12 protein-coding genes, 2 tRNA genes and 3 rRNA genes are annotated in these 19175 nt (G+C 55.9%); 14 read left to right on the top strand and 3 right to left on the bottom strand.

What is annotated here, in order from left to right; genetic code table 11:
- Nucleotides 1-9 precede the first annotated feature (9 nt).
- Entirely contained in the window at nucleotides 10-792 is a 783-nt protein-coding gene (gene tatD, locus ACP4QI_RS21260) for a 3'-5' ssDNA/RNA exonuclease TatD (protein WP_426495990.1), read from the top strand.
- Here tatD and rfaH read toward each other — a convergent pair.
- Entirely contained in the window at nucleotides 789-1280 is a 492-nt protein-coding gene (gene rfaH, locus ACP4QI_RS21255; RefSeq protein WP_106995902.1) for a transcription/translation regulatory transformer protein RfaH, read from the bottom strand. The two genes, tatD and rfaH, sit on opposite strands and share 4 nt — an antisense overlap.
- Nucleotides 1281-1463: 183 nt before the next feature.
- On the opposite strand from rfaH, the gene ubiD reads away from it, so the two are divergent.
- Nucleotides 1464-2948: a 4-hydroxy-3-polyprenylbenzoate decarboxylase gene (ubiD, locus tag ACP4QI_RS21250; protein WP_285129288.1), complete on the top strand. Its 1485-nt coding sequence runs from the start codon at nucleotides 1464-1466 to the stop codon at nucleotides 2946-2948.
- Nucleotides 2949-2990: 42 nt separating this feature from the next.
- Nucleotides 2991-3692: an NAD(P)H-flavin reductase gene (gene fre / locus ACP4QI_RS21245; RefSeq protein ID WP_142487488.1), complete on the top strand. Its 702-nt coding sequence runs from the start codon at nucleotides 2991-2993 to the stop codon at nucleotides 3690-3692.
- A 183-nt stretch (nucleotides 3693-3875) separates the two neighbouring features.
- Here fre and fadA read toward each other — a convergent pair whose 3' ends face one another.
- On the bottom strand, nucleotides 3876-5039 hold the full coding sequence (gene fadA, locus ACP4QI_RS21240) for an acetyl-CoA C-acyltransferase FadA (RefSeq protein WP_231313462.1): 1164 nt from the start codon (nucleotides 5037-5039) through the stop codon (nucleotides 3876-3878).
- A gap of 9 nt (nucleotides 5040-5048) precedes the next feature.
- The gene (gene fadB, locus ACP4QI_RS21235; protein WP_426496008.1) at nucleotides 5049-7238 is read right to left on the bottom strand and encodes a fatty acid oxidation complex subunit alpha FadB; all 2190 of its coding nucleotides are present in this window, start codon (nucleotides 7236-7238) and stop codon (nucleotides 5049-5051) included.
- 187 nt (nucleotides 7239-7425) lie between these two features.
- On the opposite strand from fadB, the gene pepQ reads away from it, so the two are divergent.
- The 11 genes from pepQ to birA all read left to right on the top strand — a co-directional run bounded on the left by pepQ (nucleotide 7426) and on the right by birA (nucleotide 19130).
- Nucleotides 7426-8757, top strand: a complete 1332-nt coding sequence (gene pepQ, locus ACP4QI_RS21230) for a Xaa-Pro dipeptidase (protein ID WP_142490033.1) — start codon at nucleotides 7426-7428, stop codon at nucleotides 8755-8757.
- On the top strand, nucleotides 8757-9371 hold the full coding sequence (locus tag ACP4QI_RS21225; protein WP_426495989.1) for an IMPACT family protein: 615 nt from the start codon (nucleotides 8757-8759) through the stop codon (nucleotides 9369-9371). Before pepQ ends, ACP4QI_RS21225 begins: the two co-directional genes overlap by 1 nt.
- A 40-nt stretch (nucleotides 9372-9411) precedes the next feature.
- On the top strand, nucleotides 9412-10863 hold the full coding sequence (gene trkH, locus ACP4QI_RS21220) for a Trk system potassium transporter TrkH (RefSeq protein WP_106995894.1): 1452 nt from the start codon (nucleotides 9412-9414) through the stop codon (nucleotides 10861-10863).
- Nucleotides 10864-10875: 12 nt separating this feature from the next.
- Entirely contained in the window at nucleotides 10876-11418 is a 543-nt protein-coding gene (hemG, locus tag ACP4QI_RS21215) for a menaquinone-dependent protoporphyrinogen IX dehydrogenase (protein WP_142487484.1), read from the top strand.
- A gap of 361 nt (nucleotides 11419-11779) precedes the next feature.
- Nucleotides 11780-13319 (top strand): 16S ribosomal RNA (locus tag ACP4QI_RS21210).
- 70 nt (nucleotides 13320-13389) lie between these two features.
- A tRNA-Ile gene (locus ACP4QI_RS21205) sits at nucleotides 13390-13466 on the top strand.
- A 110-nt stretch (nucleotides 13467-13576) separates the two neighbouring features.
- Nucleotides 13577-13652: transfer RNA gene (locus tag ACP4QI_RS21200), tRNA-Ala, on the top strand.
- Between the two features lie 197 nt (nucleotides 13653-13849).
- Nucleotides 13850-16757, top strand: a 23S ribosomal RNA gene (locus tag ACP4QI_RS21195).
- A 93-nt stretch (nucleotides 16758-16850) separates the two neighbouring features.
- Nucleotides 16851-16966: ribosomal RNA gene (gene rrf / locus ACP4QI_RS21190) — 5S ribosomal RNA — on the top strand.
- The 16S, 23S and 5S rRNA genes sit together here with 2 tRNA genes alongside, the layout of an rRNA operon.
- A gap of 176 nt (nucleotides 16967-17142) precedes the next feature.
- Nucleotides 17143-18171, top strand: coding sequence for a UDP-N-acetylmuramate dehydrogenase (murB, locus tag ACP4QI_RS21185; protein ID WP_142487483.1), 1029 nt, complete (start codon nucleotides 17143-17145; stop codon nucleotides 18169-18171).
- The gene (birA, locus tag ACP4QI_RS21180) at nucleotides 18168-19130 is read left to right on the top strand and encodes a bifunctional biotin--[acetyl-CoA-carboxylase] ligase/biotin operon repressor BirA (protein WP_142487482.1); all 963 of its coding nucleotides are present in this window, start codon (nucleotides 18168-18170) and stop codon (nucleotides 19128-19130) included. The genes murB and birA overlap by 4 nt, the downstream gene beginning before the upstream one ends.
- Nucleotides 19131-19175 lie beyond the last annotated feature (45 nt).

Raw genomic sequence — 19175 nt, 5'->3', positions numbered from 1 at the left:
GGAGCCAGTATGTTTGATATCGGTCTGAATCTGACCAGCCCGCAGTTTGCCCAGGATCGTGACGAGGTGGTGGCAAGGGCCATCGCCGCCGGGGTCAACGGCTTACTGCTGACGGGCACCAACCTGCACGAAAGTGAACAGGCGCGACAGCTGGCGCAGCGCTACGACCGCTGCTGGTCAACGGCGGGCGTCCATCCGCACGACAGCAGCCACTGGACGACGGAAAGTGCCAGCGCACTCCGGGCTTTAGCCGCATCCCCTGAGGTGGTGGCTATCGGTGAGTGTGGTCTCGACTTTAATCGCAACTTCTCTACTCCCGCCGAGCAGGAGCATGCCTTTAGTGCCCAGCTGGCATTAGCCGCGGAGCTGGGCATGCCGGTGTTTATGCACTGCCGCGACGCTCATGACCGTTTTCTGGCGCTGCTGGAGCCCTGGCTGGATAAACTGCCCGGGGCGGTGCTGCACTGTTTTACCGGCACGCGCGAGGAGGCGATAGCCTGTCTGGATCGCGGTTTGTATCTGGGGATCACCGGCTGGGTCTGCGATGAACGGCGCGGGCTGGAGCTGCGCGAGCTGCTGCCGGTTATTCCTGCCGAACGCCTGTTGGTTGAGACTGATGCACCTTATCTGCTGCCGCGCGATCTCCGTCCAAAACCGGCATCGCGACGCAATGAACCGGCTTATCTGGGACATATCATGGAACGGGTCGCCCACTGGCGCGGCGAAGAGGCGCAGTGGCTGGCAGCGCAGACGGATGACAACGTACGTCGTCTGTTTGGCGTCGACTTTTAAACTTTGCGGAAGCTGGTATTTTTTACGCTCTGCTTCACTTCTTTATTCAGTAAGTTCAGCAGCAGCATGGAGCGGGCTTCACCGTCCGGCTCAGCGAAAATGGCTACCAGCCCTTCAAAGGCCCCTTCGGTGATGACTACATCGTCGCCGGAGAAGGGGGTATCGGGATCGGTAATGCCTTCAGGCTGTTTGTAGACCGAGAGCTGGTGGATCACGGAAGAGGGCACGGTAGCCGGGTGCGCGCCAAAGCGTACGAAGTGGCTGACACCGCGCGTCGCATTGATGGTGGTGGTGTGGATCACTTCGGGGTCGAATTCAACAAACAGGTAGTTAGGGAACAGCGGTTCACTGACGGTTGTGCGTTTACCACGGACCATTTTTTCCAGCGTGATCGCTGGCGTCAGACAGTTCACTGCCTGGCGTTCCAGATGTTCCTGAGCACGCTGAAGTTGTCCGCGTTTGCAATACAGTAAATACCAGGCCTGCATAATGACTCTTTTCCGCTTGTTATGCCGGCAAGCATATCAAAACCCTGGCGGGATCGCTAAGCTGATTATAATGGCCATACACAGAAGAAGCCGTGAATCTTCACGCTAATTTAACAAAAATACAGCATCAGGCAGTCTTACGCCGTATAATGAAACGCTTACAGAGAGAGCTTGACTAACTGCATGAAATACAACGATCTACGCGACTTCCTGGAACTGCTGGAAAAGCAGGGCGAACTCAAACGCATCACCCTTCCTGTCGATCCTTACCTGGAAATGACAGAGATTGCCGACCGCACGCTCCGCGCGGGTGGGCCAGCGCTCCTGTTTGAAAATCCGAAAGGCTACACCATGCCGGTGCTCTGTAACCTGTTTGGCACACCAAAACGTGTGGCGATGGGGATGGGGCAGGAGGATGTCAGCGCGTTGCGTGAAGTGGGTAAGCTGCTGGCCTTTTTAAAAGAGCCTGAGCCGCCAAAAGGGTTTCGCGATCTCTTCGATAAGCTGCCGCAGTTTAAGCAAGTCCTGAATATGCCGACCAAACGGCTGCGCGGCGCGCCCTGCCAGCAGAAAATCGTGGAAGGCGATGCGGTCGATCTGACGCGTATCCCGATCATGCAGTGCTGGCCCGAAGACGCCGCCCCGCTGATTACCTGGGGTCTGACCGTGACGCGCGGGCCGCATAAAGAGCGGCAGAATCTTGGGATCTATCGTCAGCAGCTGATCGGTAAAAATAAATTGATTATGCGCTGGCTGTCGCATCGCGGCGGTGCGCTTGATTTTCAGGAGTGGTGCGAGGCCCATCCGGGCGAACGCTTCCCGGTCGCCGTGGCGCTGGGTGCCGATCCGGCCACCATTCTCGGTGCCGTCACGCCGGTGCCGGACACCCTGTCGGAATACGCCTTTGCCGGGCTGCTGCGCGGCACCAAAACCGAAGTGGTGAAGTGCGTTTCGAACGATCTGGAAGTACCTGCCAGCGCTGAAATCGTGCTCGAAGGCTACATTGAGGCGGGTGAGATGGCACCGGAAGGGCCGTATGGCGACCACACCGGCTATTACAACGAAATCGACAGCTTCCCGGTGTTTACCGTGACGCACATTACCCAGCGTGAAGATGCCATTTACCACTCCACCTACACCGGACGTCCGCCGGATGAACCCGCGGTGCTGGGCGTGGCGCTGAACGAAGTGTTTGTGCCGATCCTGCAAAAGCAGTTCCCGGAAATCGTTGATTTCTATCTGCCGCCGGAAGGGTGCTCCTATCGCCTGGCGGTGGTAACCATTAAGAAGCAGTATGCGGGTCACGCTAAACGGGTGATGATGGGCGTATGGTCTTTCCTGCGCCAGTTTATGTATACCAAGTTTGTGATCGTTTGCGATGATGACGTCAACGCCCGTGACTGGAATGACGTGATCTGGGCCATTACCACCCGTATGGATCCGGCACGCGATACCGTGTTAGTGGAAAACACGCCGATAGATTACCTGGATTTTGCCTCGCCGGTTTCCGGTCTTGGCTCAAAAATGGGACTGGATGCCACCAATAAATGGCCCGGCGAAACCCAACGTGAATGGGGTCGTCCGATCAAAAAGGATCCTGAGGTGACTGCGCGAATTGACGCGATCTGGGATGAACTGGCCATAATGAATAACGGTAAAGACGCCTGAATGCGCCGTTATGCCCTATAGACTTCCCGACAGAGAGAGCGAATGACAACCTTAAGCTGTAAAGTGACTTCGGTAGACGCTATCACCGACACCGTATATCGCGTCCGTTTAGTACCTGAATCGGCGTTCTCCTTCCGCGCTGGCCAGTATCTGATGGTGGTGATGGATGAGCGGGATAAGCGCCCTTTCTCAATGGCCTCGACGCCGGACGAGCAAGAGTTTATCGAGCTGCACATTGGGGCGTCTGAGCTCAACCTGTATGCGATGGCAGTCATGGATCGCATTCTGAAAGAGAATGAGATCGAGATTGATATTCCTCACGGCGAAGCCTGGCTGCGTGATGACGAAGAGCGTCCGCTGATCCTGATTGCGGGCGGCACCGGTTTCTCCTACGCGCGCTCCATCCTGCTGACGGCGCTGGCGCGTAACCCGGACCGTGATATTACCATCTACTGGGGTGGCCGCGAGGCGAAGCATCTCTACGATCTGTCTGAGCTGGAAGCGCTGAGCGTGACCCATCCGAACCTGCGCGTTGAGCCAGTAGTTGAACAGCCGGAAGAGGGTTGGCGCGGTCGCAGCGGCACCGTGTTAACGGCGGTGCTGCAGGATCATGGCACGCTGGTGAATCACGATATTTATATTGCCGGTCGTTTTGAGATGGCGAAAATTGCCCGGGATCTGTTCTGCAACGAACGTAACGCCCGTGAAGATCGTCTGTTTGGCGACGCGTTTGCCTTTATTTGAGACGAAAAAAACCCGCCCCTGACAGGCGGGAAAACGGCAACTAAACCTTTCCCCGTCATCATTCACGCTGCCTCTTTGTTGGCTGCCTTTGCTCACCCCGGTCACATAGTTAACTATGCTCCCGGGGATTCGCGCAGTTGCCGCCGCGATGCAACGCGAATGATTTAGGGGAATATTCTTCGATTACACCCTTTCAAATACCGTCGCGATCCCCTGACCCAGGCCGATACACATGGTTGCCAGACCAAACTGGGCGTCCTTGCGTTCCATCAGGTTAATCAGCGTGGTGCTGATACGCGCCCCGGAACAACCCAGCGGGTGACCCAGCGCAATGGCACCGCCGTTGAGGTTAATCTTCTCGTCGATCTGATCCATCAGGCCCAGATCCTTAATACACGGCAGGATCTGTGCGGCGAAAGCTTCGTTCATCTCAAAGAGGTCGATATCGCTGGCGGAAAGCCCGGCTTTTTTCAGCGCCAGCTTTGAGGCTGGCACCGGGCCGTAACCCATGATTGACGGATCGCAACCCACCACCGCCATCGAGCGGATGCGCGCGCGCGGCGTCAGGCCCAGCTCGCGGGCGCGGCTTTCGCTCATTACCAGCATCGCCGCCGCACCATCGGACAGGGCAGAAGAGCTGCCCGCCGTCACGGTACCGGTGACCGGATCAAAGGCCGGTTTCAGCGTCGAGAGGGCCTCAACGGTAGTTTCCGGGCGGATCACTTCATCGAAATAGAACTGCTTCAGCACGCCGTCAGCGTCGTGACCGCCGGTGGGCAGAATTTCATTCTTGAATGCGCCGGACTGCGTCGCGGCCCAGGCACGGGCGTGGGAGCGGGCGGCAAAGCTGTCCTGCATTTCACGGCTGATACCGTGCAGGCGGGAGAGCATTTCTGCCGTCAGCCCCATCATTCCTGCGGCTTTCGCTACGGTGCGGCTCATGCCGGGATGGAAATCGACCCCGTGGTTCATCGGCACGTGGCCCATGTGCTCCACGCCGCCGATCATGCACACCTGCGCATCGCCGGTCATGATCATACGCGCCGCATCGTGCAGGGCCTGCATCGATGAACCGCACAGGCGGTTGACGGTGACAGCCGGTACCGAATGCGGGATTTCCGCCAGCAGCGCCGCGTTACGGGCGATGTTAAAGCCCTGCTCCAGGGTCTGCTGCACGCAGCCCCAGTAGATATCGTCCAGCGCGGTGGCTTCCAGAGCCGGGTTGCGCGCCAGCAGGCTACGCATTAAATGTGCGGAGAGATCTTCCGCGCGCACGTTACGAAATGCGCCGCCCTTCGAACGGCCCATCGGGGTGCGAATTGCATCGACAATGACAACCTGTTCCATTGTGACTCCTTAAGCCGTTTTCAGTGCGCCAACCGGACGGGCGGGCTCAACCGGGGGATAGTACGCTTCGTTATTACGCGCTTTGGTACGCAGACCTTCCGGTGCCTGATAAAGCGCGCCGAGATGTTCATACTGCTGCGTCATATCCAGGTAGCGGGCGCTGCCCAGCGTATCCAGCCAGCGGAACGCGCCGCCGTGGAACGGAGGGAAGCCCAGGCCGTACACCAGCGCCATGTCTGCTTCCGCCGGGCTGGCGATAATACCCTCTTCGAGACAGCGCACCACTTCGTTGACCATCGGGATCATCATGCGGGCGATAATCTCTTCGTCGCTGAAATCGCGCTTCGCGTGACTGACGTCGGCCAGCAGGCTATCCACGGCTGCGTCTTCCTCTTTCTTCGGCTTGCCTTTGCTGTCTTCTTTATAACGCCAGAAGCCGAGGCCGTTTTTCTGACCGTAGCGGTTCGATTCAAACAGGGCGTCGATGGCATCGCGGTAATCTTTCTGCATGCGCTGCGGGAAACCTGCCGCCATCACCGCCTGAGCGTGATGCGCGGTATCAATGCCGACCACATCCAGCAGATACGCCGGGCCCATCGGCCAGCCAAACTGTTTTTCCATTACTTTGTCGATCTTGCGGAAATCCGCTCCGTCGCGCAGCAGCTGGCTGAAACCGGCAAAGTAGGGGAACAGCACGCGGTTGACGAAGAAGCCCGGGCAGTCGTTCACCACAATCGGAGTTTTGCCCATCTTGCTGGCCCAGGCCACGACTTTAGCGAGGGTTTCGTCAGAGGTTTTTTCACCGCGGATCACTTCAACCAGCGGCATACGGTGCACCGGGTTAAAGAAGTGCATGCCGCAGAAGTTTTCCGGGCGCTTGAGAACGCTGGCCAGTTCGCTGATTGGAATGGTGGAGGTGTTGGAGGCCAGCACGGTGTCCGGGCGTACTTTATCTTCGGTTTCTGCCAGTACCGCTTTTTTCACTTTCGGGTTTTCGACCACCGCTTCGACGACCACATCCACGCGATCGAAGCCGCTGTATTCCAGCGTCGGATGAATAGTGGAGATCACCCCGGAGAGCTTCAGGCCGTCGATTTTGCCGCGTTCGAGCTGTTTATTCAGCAGCTTGGCCGCTTCGGTCATGCCCAGGGTCAGCGACTTCTCGTTGATGTCTTTCATCACCACCGGCACGCCTTTCCAGGCCGACTGGTAGGCAATGCCGCCGCCCATAATGCCTGCGCCCAACACCGCCGCCTGTTTTGGCGTCTCGATGTTTTTGGTGAGCTGCTTCGCTTTACCCTTCACATACTGGTCATTGAGGAAAATACCGACCAGCGCGCGGGCTTCGTTGGTGTGAGCCAGTGGGACGAAACTTTGGTTTTCTAATTTCAGTGCTTCGTCACGGCCCAGACGTGCGGCGGCTTCAATGGTTTTCACCGCGGTGATAGGCGCCGGATAGTGTTTACCCGCCGTCTGCATCACCATGCCTTTGGCGATGGTGAAACTCATGGTGGCTTCAATTTTACTTAAGTGCAGCGGCTCCAGCTTCGGCTGGCGTTTCGCTTTCCAGTCAAGGTCGCCGTTGATCGCCTGACGCAGAATGGCCAGCGCTCCTTCATGCAGTTTTTCAGGCTTAACCACGCCATCCACCAGACCGAGTTTTAACGCCTGGTCGGCACCGACGTCTTTACCGGCAGCGATGATCTCGAGAGCGCTGTCGGCACCCAGCAGGCGCGGCAGACGGACCGAGCCGCCAAAGCCCGGCATAATGCCCAGTTTGGTTTCCGGCAGGCCGATGCGTAGATCCGGCGTAGCCAGACGGTAATCGGTCGCCAGCACGCATTCGCAGCCGCCGCCGAGCGCATAGCCGTTGACCGCAGCAATCGTCGGGACCGGCAGATCTTCCAGGCGGTTAAAGACGCTGTTGGCAAAATGCAGCCACTGGCTCAGCTGCTCCTGGGGGACCAGGAACAGGGAGAGAAATTCGGTGATGTCTGCGCCGACGATAAATGCCGCTTTTTCGGAACGCAGCAGCAGACCTTTTAAGTCGGACTCTTTTTCAAGCACGTCCAGCGCATGGCCAAGGCTGGCCACGGTTGCGGTGTCCAGTTTATTCACTGAGCCGGGGGCGTCGAACACCAGTTCGGCAATGCCACCTTCCAGCCAGTCTACGTACAGGGTGTCGCCTTTGTAGAGCATGTCGGTCTCCTGAATCCAGCAATTGGATCTGGTCATACCAGATGATTCGGAGTGTGGGATTTGTGTTAATGAAATGCAAATTACTCATTAAATAATTGTAGGTCTGATCACGATCGGCGGAGATCACGCAGCCTTTCTGAGGTGTGCTAAGATGCGGTGACTTGAGGTCAAAACAAAAGGAAAAATGATGGACTCACTGGCCGCGCTGTATAAAAATCACATTGTTACGTTACAGGAACGTACCCGCGACGTACTGGCTCGCTTTAAGCTGGATGCCCTACTCATCCACTCCGGCGAGCTGTTCAATGTCTTTCTCGACGATCACGCTTATCCCTTCAAGGTGAATCCGCAATTTAAAGCCTGGGTGCCGGTAACCCAGGTTCCCAATTGCTGGTTGCTGGTGGACGGCGTGAACAAGCCGAAACTGTGGTTCTATCTACCGGTGGATTACTGGCACAACGTTGAACCGCTGCCGACCTCCTTCTGGACGGAAGAGATCGAGGTGATTGCCCTGCCTAAAGCCGACGGCATTGGCAACCAGTTACCTGCTGCCCGCGGCAACATCGCCTATATTGGCCCGGTACCGGAACGTGCGCGCGGTCTGGAAATCGCCGCAGATAACATCAACCCGAAAGGCGTGATCGACTATCTGCACTACTACCGCTCCTATAAGACCGACTATGAGCTGGCGTGCATGCGTGAAGCGCAAAAAACCGCGGTCAACGGCCACCGTGCAGCACACGAAGCCTTCCTGTCCGGCATGAGCGAGTTCGACATTAACCTGGCTTACCTGACGGCCACCGGCCATCGTGACACCGACGTGCCGTACAGCAACATTGTGGCGCTGAATGAGCACGCGGCGGTGCTGCACTACACTAAACTCGATCACCGCGCGCCGTCCGAAATGCGCAGCTTCCTGCTGGATGCCGGTGCGGAATATAACGGCTATGCCGCGGACCTGACCCGCACCTGGGCCGGGAACAGCGATACCGAGTTCGCTCAGCTGATCAAAGACGTCAATGAAGAGCAACTGGCCCTGATCGCTACCATGAAGGCCGGAGTGAGCTATGTGGATTACCACATCCAGTTCCATCAGCGCATTGCGAAGCTGCTGCGTAAGCACCAGATCGTCAGCGATATGAGTGAAGAGGCGATGGTGGAAAACGACCTGACCGGGCCGTTTATGCCGCACGGTATCGGCCACCCGCTGGGTCTGCAGGTGCACGACACCGCTGGCTTTATGCAGGATGACACCGGCACCCATCTGGCAGCGCCGTCCAAATATCCTTACCTGCGCTGCACCCGCATCCTGCAACCGCGCATGGTGCTGACCATCGAGCCGGGCATCTACTTCATTGAGTCTCTGCTGGCGCCGTGGCGCGAAGGGCAGTTCAGCAAGCACTTCAACTGGCAGAAAATTGAGGCGCTGAAGCCGTTTGGTGGCATCCGTATCGAAGATAACGTGGTGATCCACGAAAACGGTACTGAAAACATGACGCGGGACCTGAAGCTGGCGTAATGGAAAGCTGGCTCATACCGGCAGCGCCGGTCACCTTTACGGAAGAGATCAAAAAAAGCCGTTTCATCACGTTGCTGGCGCATACCGACGGCGTGGAGGCGGCAAAAGCCTTTGTTGAGTCAGTACGGGCAGAACATCCTGACGCCCGCCACCACTGCGTGGCGTGGGTAGCGGGGCCGCCCGACGATTCACAGAAGCTGGGGTTCTCGGATGATGGTGAACCGGCGGGCACGGCGGGCAAACCAATGCTCTCTCAGTTAATGGGCAGCGGCGTGGGCGAAATCACCGCCGTCGTGGTGCGTTACTACGGCGGCGTATTATTAGGCACAGGCGGGCTGGTCAAGGCCTATGGCGGCGGGGTTCAGCAGGCGCTGAATCATCTGACAACGATCCGCAAAACGCCACTTACCGAATATACTTTATTGTGTGATTACGCCCAGTTATCCGGCATCGAAGCGTTGCTGAAGCAGTATCAGGGCCTGATTGTGCACAGTGATTACCAGGCGACGGTGCAATTGCGTGTGGCGCTACCCCAGGCGTCGCTTCCGGTATTCTCAGCAAAACTGGCTGATTTTAGTCGTGGTTCGTTGCAATTACGGCCGATTGAAGAATAATCCCCACCTTACTTATTGAATACCTAAGGAAGCGGCAGAGATGCATTTTCGTGCCATAACCCGAATCGTTGGATTGCTGGTCATACTCTTTTCCGGGACGATGATCCTCCCCGGACTGGTGGCGCTTATTTATCGGGATGGTGCGGGCCGTGCCTTTACGCAGACCTTTTTCGTCGCGCTGATGATTGGCTCCCTGCTGTGGTGGCCTAACCGCCGTGAGAAAGGGGAGCTGAAATCCCGCGAAGGCTTCCTTATCGTGGTGCTGTTCTGGACCGTGCTGGGCAGCGTAGGGGCATTGCCCTTTATCTTCTCTGAACAGCCCAACCTGACCATCACCGATGCGTTCTTTGAATCCTTCTCCGGGCTGACCACCACCGGGGCTACCACGCTGGTAGGGCTGGACTCACTGCCTCATGCCATCCTCTTCTACCGTCAGATGTTGCAGTGGTTCGGCGGGATGGGGATCATCGTATTGGCCGTGGCGATCCTGCCGATACTGGGCGTCGGGGGGATGCAGCTCTACCGGGCCGAGATGCCGGGGCCGCTGAAAGATAACAAGATGCGCCCGCGTATTGCTGAGACAGCGAAAACCTTGTGGCTCATCTATGTGCTGCTGACCGTCGCCTGCGCGCTGGCGCTGTGGTTCGCCGGCATGCCGGCCTTTGACGCCATCGGCCATAGCTTTGCCACCATCGCGATTGGCGGGTTCTCCACCCATGATGCCAGCATCGGCTATTTTGACAGCCCGACCATCAACACTATTATTGCAATCTTCCTGCTGATCTCCGGCTGTAACTATGGTCTGCACTTCTCTCTACTCAGTGGCCGTAACCTGAAGGTCTACTGGCGCGATCCGGAATTCCGCATGTTTATCGGCGTGCAGCTGACGCTGGTAGTGATCTGCACCCTGGTGCTGTGGCTACACGATGTCTACGCCTCGGCGGTCACCACGCTGAACCAGGCCTTCTTCCAGGTGGTGTCGATGGCGACGACCGCAGGCTTTACCACCGACAGCATTGCGCGCTGGCCGCTCTTCCTGCCGGTTCTGCTGCTCTGTTCGGCCTTTATCGGCGGCTGCGCCGGGTCGACGGGGGGCGGGTTAAAAGTGATCCGCATCCTGCTGCTGTTTAAGCAGGGCAACCGCGAGCTTAAGCGTCTGGTGCACCCGAATGCGGTTTACAGCATCAAGCTGGGTAACCGTGCGCTGCCAGAACGTATTCTCGAAGCGGTGTGGGGTTTCTTCTCCGCCTACGCGCTGGTCTTTATCGTCAGCATGCTGGCGATTATCGCGACGGGCGTGGATGACTTCTCGGCGTTTGCCTCCGTTGTGGCTACATTAAATAACCTGGGACCGGGCCTTGGCGTGGTCGCAGATAACTTTGCCAGCATGAATCCGACCGCGAAGTGGATCCTGATTGCCAACATGCTGTTCGGGCGTCTTGAGGTCTTTACGCTGTTGGTCCTCTTTACGCCAACATTCTGGCGCGAATAAAGGGAGCCATTTGTGAAAACACTCATTCTATTTTCAACACGCGACGGGCAAACGCGCGAGATTGCCGCTTTTCTGGCTTCTGAGTTAAAAGAGCAGGGCATCTATGCCGACGTCATTAACCTGAACCGCACCGAAGAGATTGCGTGGCAGGAGTATGACCGGGTGGTGATCGGCGCCTCCATCCGCTACGGCCATTTCCATCCGGCGGTGGATCGCTTTGTGAAAAAGCATACGGCAACGCTGAACAGCCTGCCCGGCGCTTTCTTCTCCGTTAACCTGGTGGCGCGTAAAGCGGAAAAGCGTACCCCGCAGACCAACAGCTACACGCGTAAGTTTTTGCTGAACTCGCCCTGGAAGCCAACGGCCTGTGCCGTCTTTGCCGGTGCCCTGCGTTACCCACGCTATCGCTGGTACGATCGCTTTATGATCCGTCTTATTATGAAGATGACCGGCGGCGAAACGGATACACGCAAAGAAGTGGTCTACACCGACTGGTCCCAGGTCTCCAGTTTTGCCCGGGAAATCGCACAATTAACCGGCAATCCGCGGCTTTAATAAACGTAAAGATTGAAAAGTAAGCGAACGGAAAACTTTTTGAGATTTATGCTTGTCACCGCCGAAGAACTCCCTATAATGCGCCTCCACTGACACGGAACAACGGCAAACAAGCCGCCGGGTCAGCAGAGAAAAGCGTGAAATTATCGCTTGACTCTGAAAGAGGAAAGCGTAATATACGCCACCTCGCAACGGTGAGCGAAAGCCGCGTTGCACTGCTCTTTAACAATTTATCAGACAATCTGTGTGGGCACTCAAAGTGACATGGATTCTTAATGTCTCCGGACAATAAATGAATACCAAAGTCTCTGAGTGAACATACGTAATTCATTACGAAGTTTAATTCACGAGCATCAAACTTAAATTGAAGAGTTTGATCATGGCTCAGATTGAACGCTGGCGGCAGGCCTAACACATGCAAGTCGAGCGGTAACACAGGGAGCTTGCTCCCGGGTGACGAGCGGCGGACGGGTGAGTAATGTCTGGGAAACTGCCTGATGGAGGGGGATAACTACTGGAAACGGTAGCTAATACCGCATAACGTCGCAAGACCAAAGAGGGGGACCTTCGGGCCTCTTGCCATCAGATGTGCCCAGATGGGATTAGCTAGTAGGTGGGGTAACGGCTCACCTAGGCGACGATCCCTAGCTGGTCTGAGAGGATGACCAGCCACACTGGAACTGAGACACGGTCCAGACTCCTACGGGAGGCAGCAGTGGGGAATATTGCACAATGGGCGCAAGCCTGATGCAGCCATGCCGCGTGTATGAAGAAGGCCTTCGGGTTGTAAAGTACTTTCAGCGAGGAGGAAGGCGGTGAGGTTAATAACCTCATCGATTGACGTTACTCGCAGAAGAAGCACCGGCTAACTCCGTGCCAGCAGCCGCGGTAATACGGAGGGTGCAAGCGTTAATCGGAATTACTGGGCGTAAAGCGCACGCAGGCGGTCTGTCAAGTCGGATGTGAAATCCCCGGGCTCAACCTGGGAACTGCATTCGAAACTGGCAGGCTAGAGTCTTGTAGAGGGGGGTAGAATTCCAGGTGTAGCGGTGAAATGCGTAGAGATCTGGAGGAATACCGGTGGCGAAGGCGGCCCCCTGGACAAAGACTGACGCTCAGGTGCGAAAGCGTGGGGAGCAAACAGGATTAGATACCCTGGTAGTCCACGCCGTAAACGATGTCGACTTGGAGGTTGTTCCCTTGAGGAGTGGCTTCCGGAGCTAACGCGTTAAGTCGACCGCCTGGGGAGTACGGCCGCAAGGTTAAAACTCAAATGAATTGACGGGGGCCCGCACAAGCGGTGGAGCATGTGGTTTAATTCGATGCAACGCGAAGAACCTTACCTACTCTTGACATCCAGAGAACTTAGCAGAGATGCTTTGGTGCCTTCGGGAACTCTGAGACAGGTGCTGCATGGCTGTCGTCAGCTCGTGTTGTGAAATGTTGGGTTAAGTCCCGCAACGAGCGCAACCCTTATCCTTTGTTGCCAGCGGTTAGGCCGGGAACTCAAAGGAGACTGCCAGTGATAAACTGGAGGAAGGTGGGGATGACGTCAAGTCATCATGGCCCTTACGAGTAGGGCTACACACGTGCTACAATGGCGCATACAAAGAGAAGCGACCTCGCGAGAGCAAGCGGACCTCATAAAGTGCGTCGTAGTCCGGATTGGAGTCTGCAACTCGACTCCATGAAGTCGGAATCGCTAGTAATCGTAGATCAGAATGCTACGGTGAATACGTTCCCGGGCCTTGTACACACCGCCCGTCACACCATGGGAGTGGGTTGCAAAAGAAGTAGGTAGCTTAACCTTCGGGAGGGCGCTTACCACTTTGTGATTCATGACTGGGGTGAAGTCGTAACAAGGTAACCGTAGGGGAACCTGCGGTTGGATCACCTCCTTACCTTAAAGAACCTGCCTTTGCAGTGCTCACACAGATTGTCTGATGAAAAAACAGCAGTAAAAATCTCTGCAGGCTTGTAGCTCAGGTGGTTAGAGCGCACCCCTGATAAGGGTGAGGTCGGTGGTTCAAGTCCACTCAGGCCTACCAAATTCTTCCTGATACTGCGTTGCAGAATAACTCACATACTTAAGTATGCTTCGTTATTCCACGCCTTGTCTCAGAAAGAATTAGCGGTACAGAGATTAGCATTTTGCGATGGGGTTATAGCTCAGCTGGGAGAGCGCCTGCCTTGCACGCAGGAGGTCTGCGGTTCGATCCCGCATAGCTCCACCATCCTTTACTGCGACAACAAGAAAACTTCAGAGTGTACCTGAGAAGGTGCGCTGCGAAGTTTTGCTCTTTAAAAATCTGGATCAAGCTGAAAATTGAAACGACATGCCCTGTCTGTTCTCCGTAATAAGAGCAGATAAGCGGTGTGTCAGAGTCTCTCAAATTTTCGCAATCAGAAGTGAAACATCTTCGGGTTGTGAGGTTAAGCGACCAAGCGTACACGGTGGATGCCTAGGCAGTCAGAGGCGATGAAGGACGTGCTAATCTGCGATAAGCGTCGGTAAGGTGATATGAACCGTTATAACCGACGATTTCCGAATGGGGAAACCCAGTGTGTTTCGACACACTATCGTTAGGTGAATACATAGCTTAACGAAGCGAACCAGGGGAACTGAAACATCTAAGTACCCTGAGGAAAAGAAATCAACCGAGATTCCCCCAGTAGCGGCGAGCGAACGGGGAGCAGCCCGGAGTCTGAATCAGCATGTGTGTCAGTGGAAGCGTCTGGAAAGTCGCAGGGTACAGGGTGATACTCCCGTACACGAAGATACACTTGCTGTGAACTCGAAGAGTAGGGCGGGACACGTGGTATCCTGTCTGAATATGGGGGGACCATCCTCCAAGGCTAAATACTCCTGACTGACCGATAGTGAACCAGTACCGTGAGGGAAAGGCGAAAAGAACCCCGGCGAGGGGAGTGAAAAAGAACCTGAAACCGTGTACGTACAAGCAGTGGGAGCACCCTTTGGGGTGTGACTGCGTACCTTTTGTATAATGGGTCAGCGACTTATATTCTGTAGCAAGGTTAACCGTATAGGGGAGCCGAAGGGAAACCGAGTCTTAACTGGGCGTTAAGTTGCAGGGTATAGACCCGAAACCCGGTGATCTAGCCATGGGCAGGTTGAAGGTTGGGTAACACTAACTGGAGGACCGAACCGACTAATGTTGAAAAATTAGCGGATGACCTGTGGCTGGGGGTGAAAGGCCAATCAAACCGGGAGATAGCTGGTTCTCCCCGAAAGCTATTTAGGTAGCGCCTCGTGAACTCATCTCCGGGGGTAGAGCACTGTTTCGGCTAGGGGGCCATCCCGGCTTACCAACCCGATGCAAACTGCGAATACCGGAGAATGTTATCACGGGAGACACACGGCGGGTGCTAACGTCCGTCGTGAAGAGGGAAACAACCCAGACCGCCAGCTAAGGTCCCAAAGTCATGGTTAAGTGGGAAACGATGTGGGAAGGCACAGACAGCCAGGATGTTGGCTTAGAAGCAGCCATCATTTAAAGAAAGCGTAATAGCTCACTGGTCGAGTCGGCCTGCGCGGAAGATGTAACGGGGCTAAACCATGCACCGAAGCTGCGGCAGCGACGCTTATGCGTTGTTGGGTAGGGGAGCGTTCTGTAAGCCGTCGAAGGTGTGCTGTGAGGCATGCTGGAGGTATCAGAAGTGCGAATGCTGACATAAGTAACGATAAAGCGGGTGAAAAACCCGCTCGCCGGAAGACCAAGGGTTCCTGTCCAACGTTAATCGGGGCAGGGTGAGTCGACCCCTAAGGCGAGGCCGAAAGGCGTAGTCGATGGGAAACAGGTTAATATTCCTGTACTCGGTGTTACTGCGAAGGGGGGACGGAGAAGGCTATGTTGGCCGGGCGACGGTTGTCCCGGTTTAAGCATGTAGGCGGAGGTTCCAGGTAAATCCGGAGCCTTGTTAACGCTGAGGTGTGATGACGAGGCACTACGGTGCTGAAGCAACAAATGCCCTGCTTCCAGGAAAAGCCTCTAAGCATCAGGTAACATCAAATCGTACCCCAAACCGACACAGGTGGTCAGGTAGAGAATACCAAGGCGCTTGAGAGAACTCGGGTGAAGGAACTAGGCAAAATGGTGCCGTAACTTCGGGAGAAGGCACGCTGATGTGTAGGTGAAGCCCCTGCGGGTGGAGCTGAAATCAGTCGAAGATACCAGCTGGCTGCAACTGTTTATTAAAAACACAGCACTGTGCAAACACGAAAGTGGACGTATACGGTGTGACGCCTGCCCGGTGCCGGAAGGTTAATTGATGGGGTTAGCGGCAACGCGAAGCTCTTGATCGAAGCCCCGGTAAACGGCGGCCGTAACTATAACGGTCCTAAGGTAGCGAAATTCCTTGTCGGGTAAGTTCCGACCTGCACGAATGGCGTAATGATGGCCAGGCTGTCTCCACCCGAGACTCAGTGAAATTGAAATCGCTGTGAAGATGCAGTGTACCCGCGGCAAGACGGAAAGACCCCGTGAACCTTTACTATAGCTTGACACTGAACACTGGTCCTTGATGTGTAGGATAGGTGGGAGGCTTTGAAGCGTGGACGCCAGTCTGCGTGGAGCCATCCTTGAAATACCACCCTTTAATGGCTGGTGTTCTAACGTAGACCCGTTACCCGGGTTGCGGACAGTGTCTGGTGGGTAGTTTGACTGGGGCGGTCTCCTCCTAAAGAGTAACGGAGGAGCACGAAGGTTAGCTAATCCTGGTCGGACATCAGGAGGTTAGTGCAATGGCATAAGCTAGCTTGACTGCGAGAGTGACGGCTCGAGCAGGTGCGAAAGCAGGTCATAGTGATCCGGTGGTTCTGTATGGAAGGGCCATCGCTCAACGGATAAAAGGTACTCCGGGGATAACAGGCTGATACCGCCCAAGAGTTCATATCGACGGCGGTGTTTGGCACCTCGATGTCGGCTCATCACATCCTGGGGCTGAAGTAGGTCCCAAGGGTACGGCTGTTCGCCGTTTAAAGTGGTACGCGAGCTGGGTTTAGAACGTCGTGAGACAGTTCGGTCCCTATCTGCCGTGGGCGCTGGAGAATTGAGGGGGGCTGCTCCTAGTACGAGAGGACCGGAGTGGACGCATCACTGGTGTTCGGGTTGTCATGCCAATGGCACTGCCCGGTAGCTAAATGCGGAAGAGATAAGTGCTGAAAGCATCTAAGCACGAAACTTGCCCCGAGATGAGTTCTCCCTGACTCCTTGAGAGTCCTGAAGGAACGTTGAAGACGACGACGTTGATAGGTCGGGTGTGTAAGCGCAGCGATGCGTTGAGCTAACCGATACTAATGAACCGTGAGGCTTAACCTTACAACGCCGAAGCTGTTTCGGCGGATTTGAGAGATTTTCAGCTCTGATACAGATTAGTCACTGCGCCTGCGGGCGGGGTGACAACAGAATTTGCCTGGCGGCTGTAGCGCGGTGGTCCCACCTGACCCCATGCCGAACTCAGAAGTGAAACGCCGTAGCGCCGATGGTAGTGTGGGGTCTCCCCATGCGAGAGTAGGGAACTGCCAGGCATCAAATCATGCGAAAGCCCATCCTCCCGGATGGGCTTTTTGCGTTGCGCCGGGAAACCCGCCGGGCGGCGGCTGCGCCTTACCCGGCCTACAACACCCCCTGGCCCGGCAATTCCAGCCGACAAAGATCCCCCGATGGGGTAAACTATCCCGGTTTTTGCATCTGGATAGCCTCTATGAATCACTCCCTTAAGCCCTGGAATACCTTCGGTATCGACCGAAATGCCCGACAGATCGTGCGAGCCGACGATGCGCAGCAGCTGCTGGCCGCATGGAATCATGCCACGCAACACCACCAACCCGTTCTTATTCTGGGCGAGGGCAGTAACGTTCTCTTTCTGGAAGACTTTTCCGGCACGGTGATCGTTAACCGCATCCGTGGGATCGCGGTTGAGGAGACGCAAGAATGCTGGCGTCTGCACGTGGGTGCCGGAGAAAACTGGCACGATCTGGTGCAATTTACCCTTGAACACAACATGCCGGGGCTGGAAAACCTTGCTCTGATCCCAGGCTGTGCCGGTTCATCCCCTATTCAGAACATTGGTGCGTACGGTATTGAACTCAAAAACGTCTGTGAATATGTAGACTGTATCGAGCTGGCTACCGGTGAAGCACGTCGTTTACAAGCTGATGAATGCCGTTTCGGCTACCGCGACAGCATTTTCAAACATGAATATCAGGACAAATATGTCATCGTCGCGGTCGGTCTGCGCCTGACAAAAAACTGGAAGCCGGTTCTCTCCTACGGTGATTTAACCCGTCTGGATCCCGCTACTGTGACCGCGAAAGAGATTTTTACGGCAGTTTGCCAGATGCGCATGAGCAAATTGCCCGATCCGAGAGTGAATGGTAATGCCGGGAGTTTCTTTAAAAACCCGGTGATCGGCGCCGAAAATGCGCAAACATTGCTTGCCCAGTGGCCGAATGCGCCGCACTATCCGCAGGCAGATGGCAGCGTTAAGCTGGCTGCTGGCTGGTTGATCGATCAGTGTCAGCTCAAAGGCACCACCTTTGGCGGCGCGGCGGTACATCGCCAGCAGGCGCTGGTGCTTATCAACGAAAATAATGCGACCAGCGATGACGTCGTGCAGCTGGCCCATCAGGTGCGTCAGCGCGTGGGTGAGAAGTTCAATGTCTGGCTGGAGCCGGAAGTGCGCTTTATCGGGCATCACGGTGAAGTGAACGCGGTGGAGACCATTGCATGAAAGACCATACTGTCCCCCTGAAGCTGATCGCCATTCTGGCCGACGGCGATTTTCATTCCGGTGAACAGCTCGGTGAACAGCTGGGAATGAGCCGTGCCGCTATTAACAAGCATATTCAGACCCTGCGCGACTGGGGCGTGGATGTCTTTACCGTGCCGGGCAAAGGCTACAGCCTGCCGGAGCCGGTTCAGCTGTTGAACGAAGCCTTTATCCACAGTCAGATTGTCGATAACAGCGTCGCCGTTCTGCCGGTGATTGATTCCACCAACCAGTATCTGCTCAACAGGCTCAACGAACTGAAGTCAGGCGACAGCTGTGTGGCTGAGTACCAGCAGGCAGGTCGCGGCCGCCGGGGACGTAAATGGTTTTCGCCTTTTGGCGCCAACCTCTACCTGTCTATGTACTGGCGTCTGGAGCAGGGGCCCGCTGCCGCCATCGGTCTTAGCCTGGTGATTGGTATTGTGCTGGCAGAGGTCCTGCAATCCCTTGGTGCTGATGACGTGCGGGTGAAGTGGCCAAACGATCTCTATCTTAAGGATCGCAAACTGGCCGGCATTCTGGTCGAACTGACGGGTAAAACCGGCGACGCGGCGCAGATCGTGATGGGTGCCGGGATCAATCTGGTGATGCGTAACGTGCAGGCAGACGATATCAATCAGGGCTGGATCAACCTGCAGGAAGCGGGGATCGCTATCGATCGTAACGTCCTGGCGGTGCAGGTCATCAATGAGCTGCGTCACTCGCTGAAAATCTTCGAACAGGAAGGGTTAACGCCGTTCCTGCCTCGCTGGGAGAAGCTGGATAATTTTGTTCACCGTCCGGTGAAGCTCATTATCGGCGATAAAGAGATCTACGGCACCTCGCGGGGTATTAACGAGCAGGGCGCACTGTTGCTGGAGCAGGATGGAGTTATAAAACCCTGGGTAGGTGGTGAGATTTCACTGCGCAGCGCCGAATAAGGCACCAGGCTACAGCCCCCGTTATACGGGGCTGTAGCCGGCCTG

The sequence above is a fragment of the Leclercia sp. TB492 genome (assembly GCF_049974505.2).
GTDB classification, from domain to species: domain Bacteria; phylum Pseudomonadota; class Gammaproteobacteria; order Enterobacterales; family Enterobacteriaceae; genus Enterobacter; species Enterobacter adecarboxylatus_C.
Note: the sequence above shows the minus strand (reverse complement) of the source record. Positions and strands in the feature narration are given on the sequence as shown.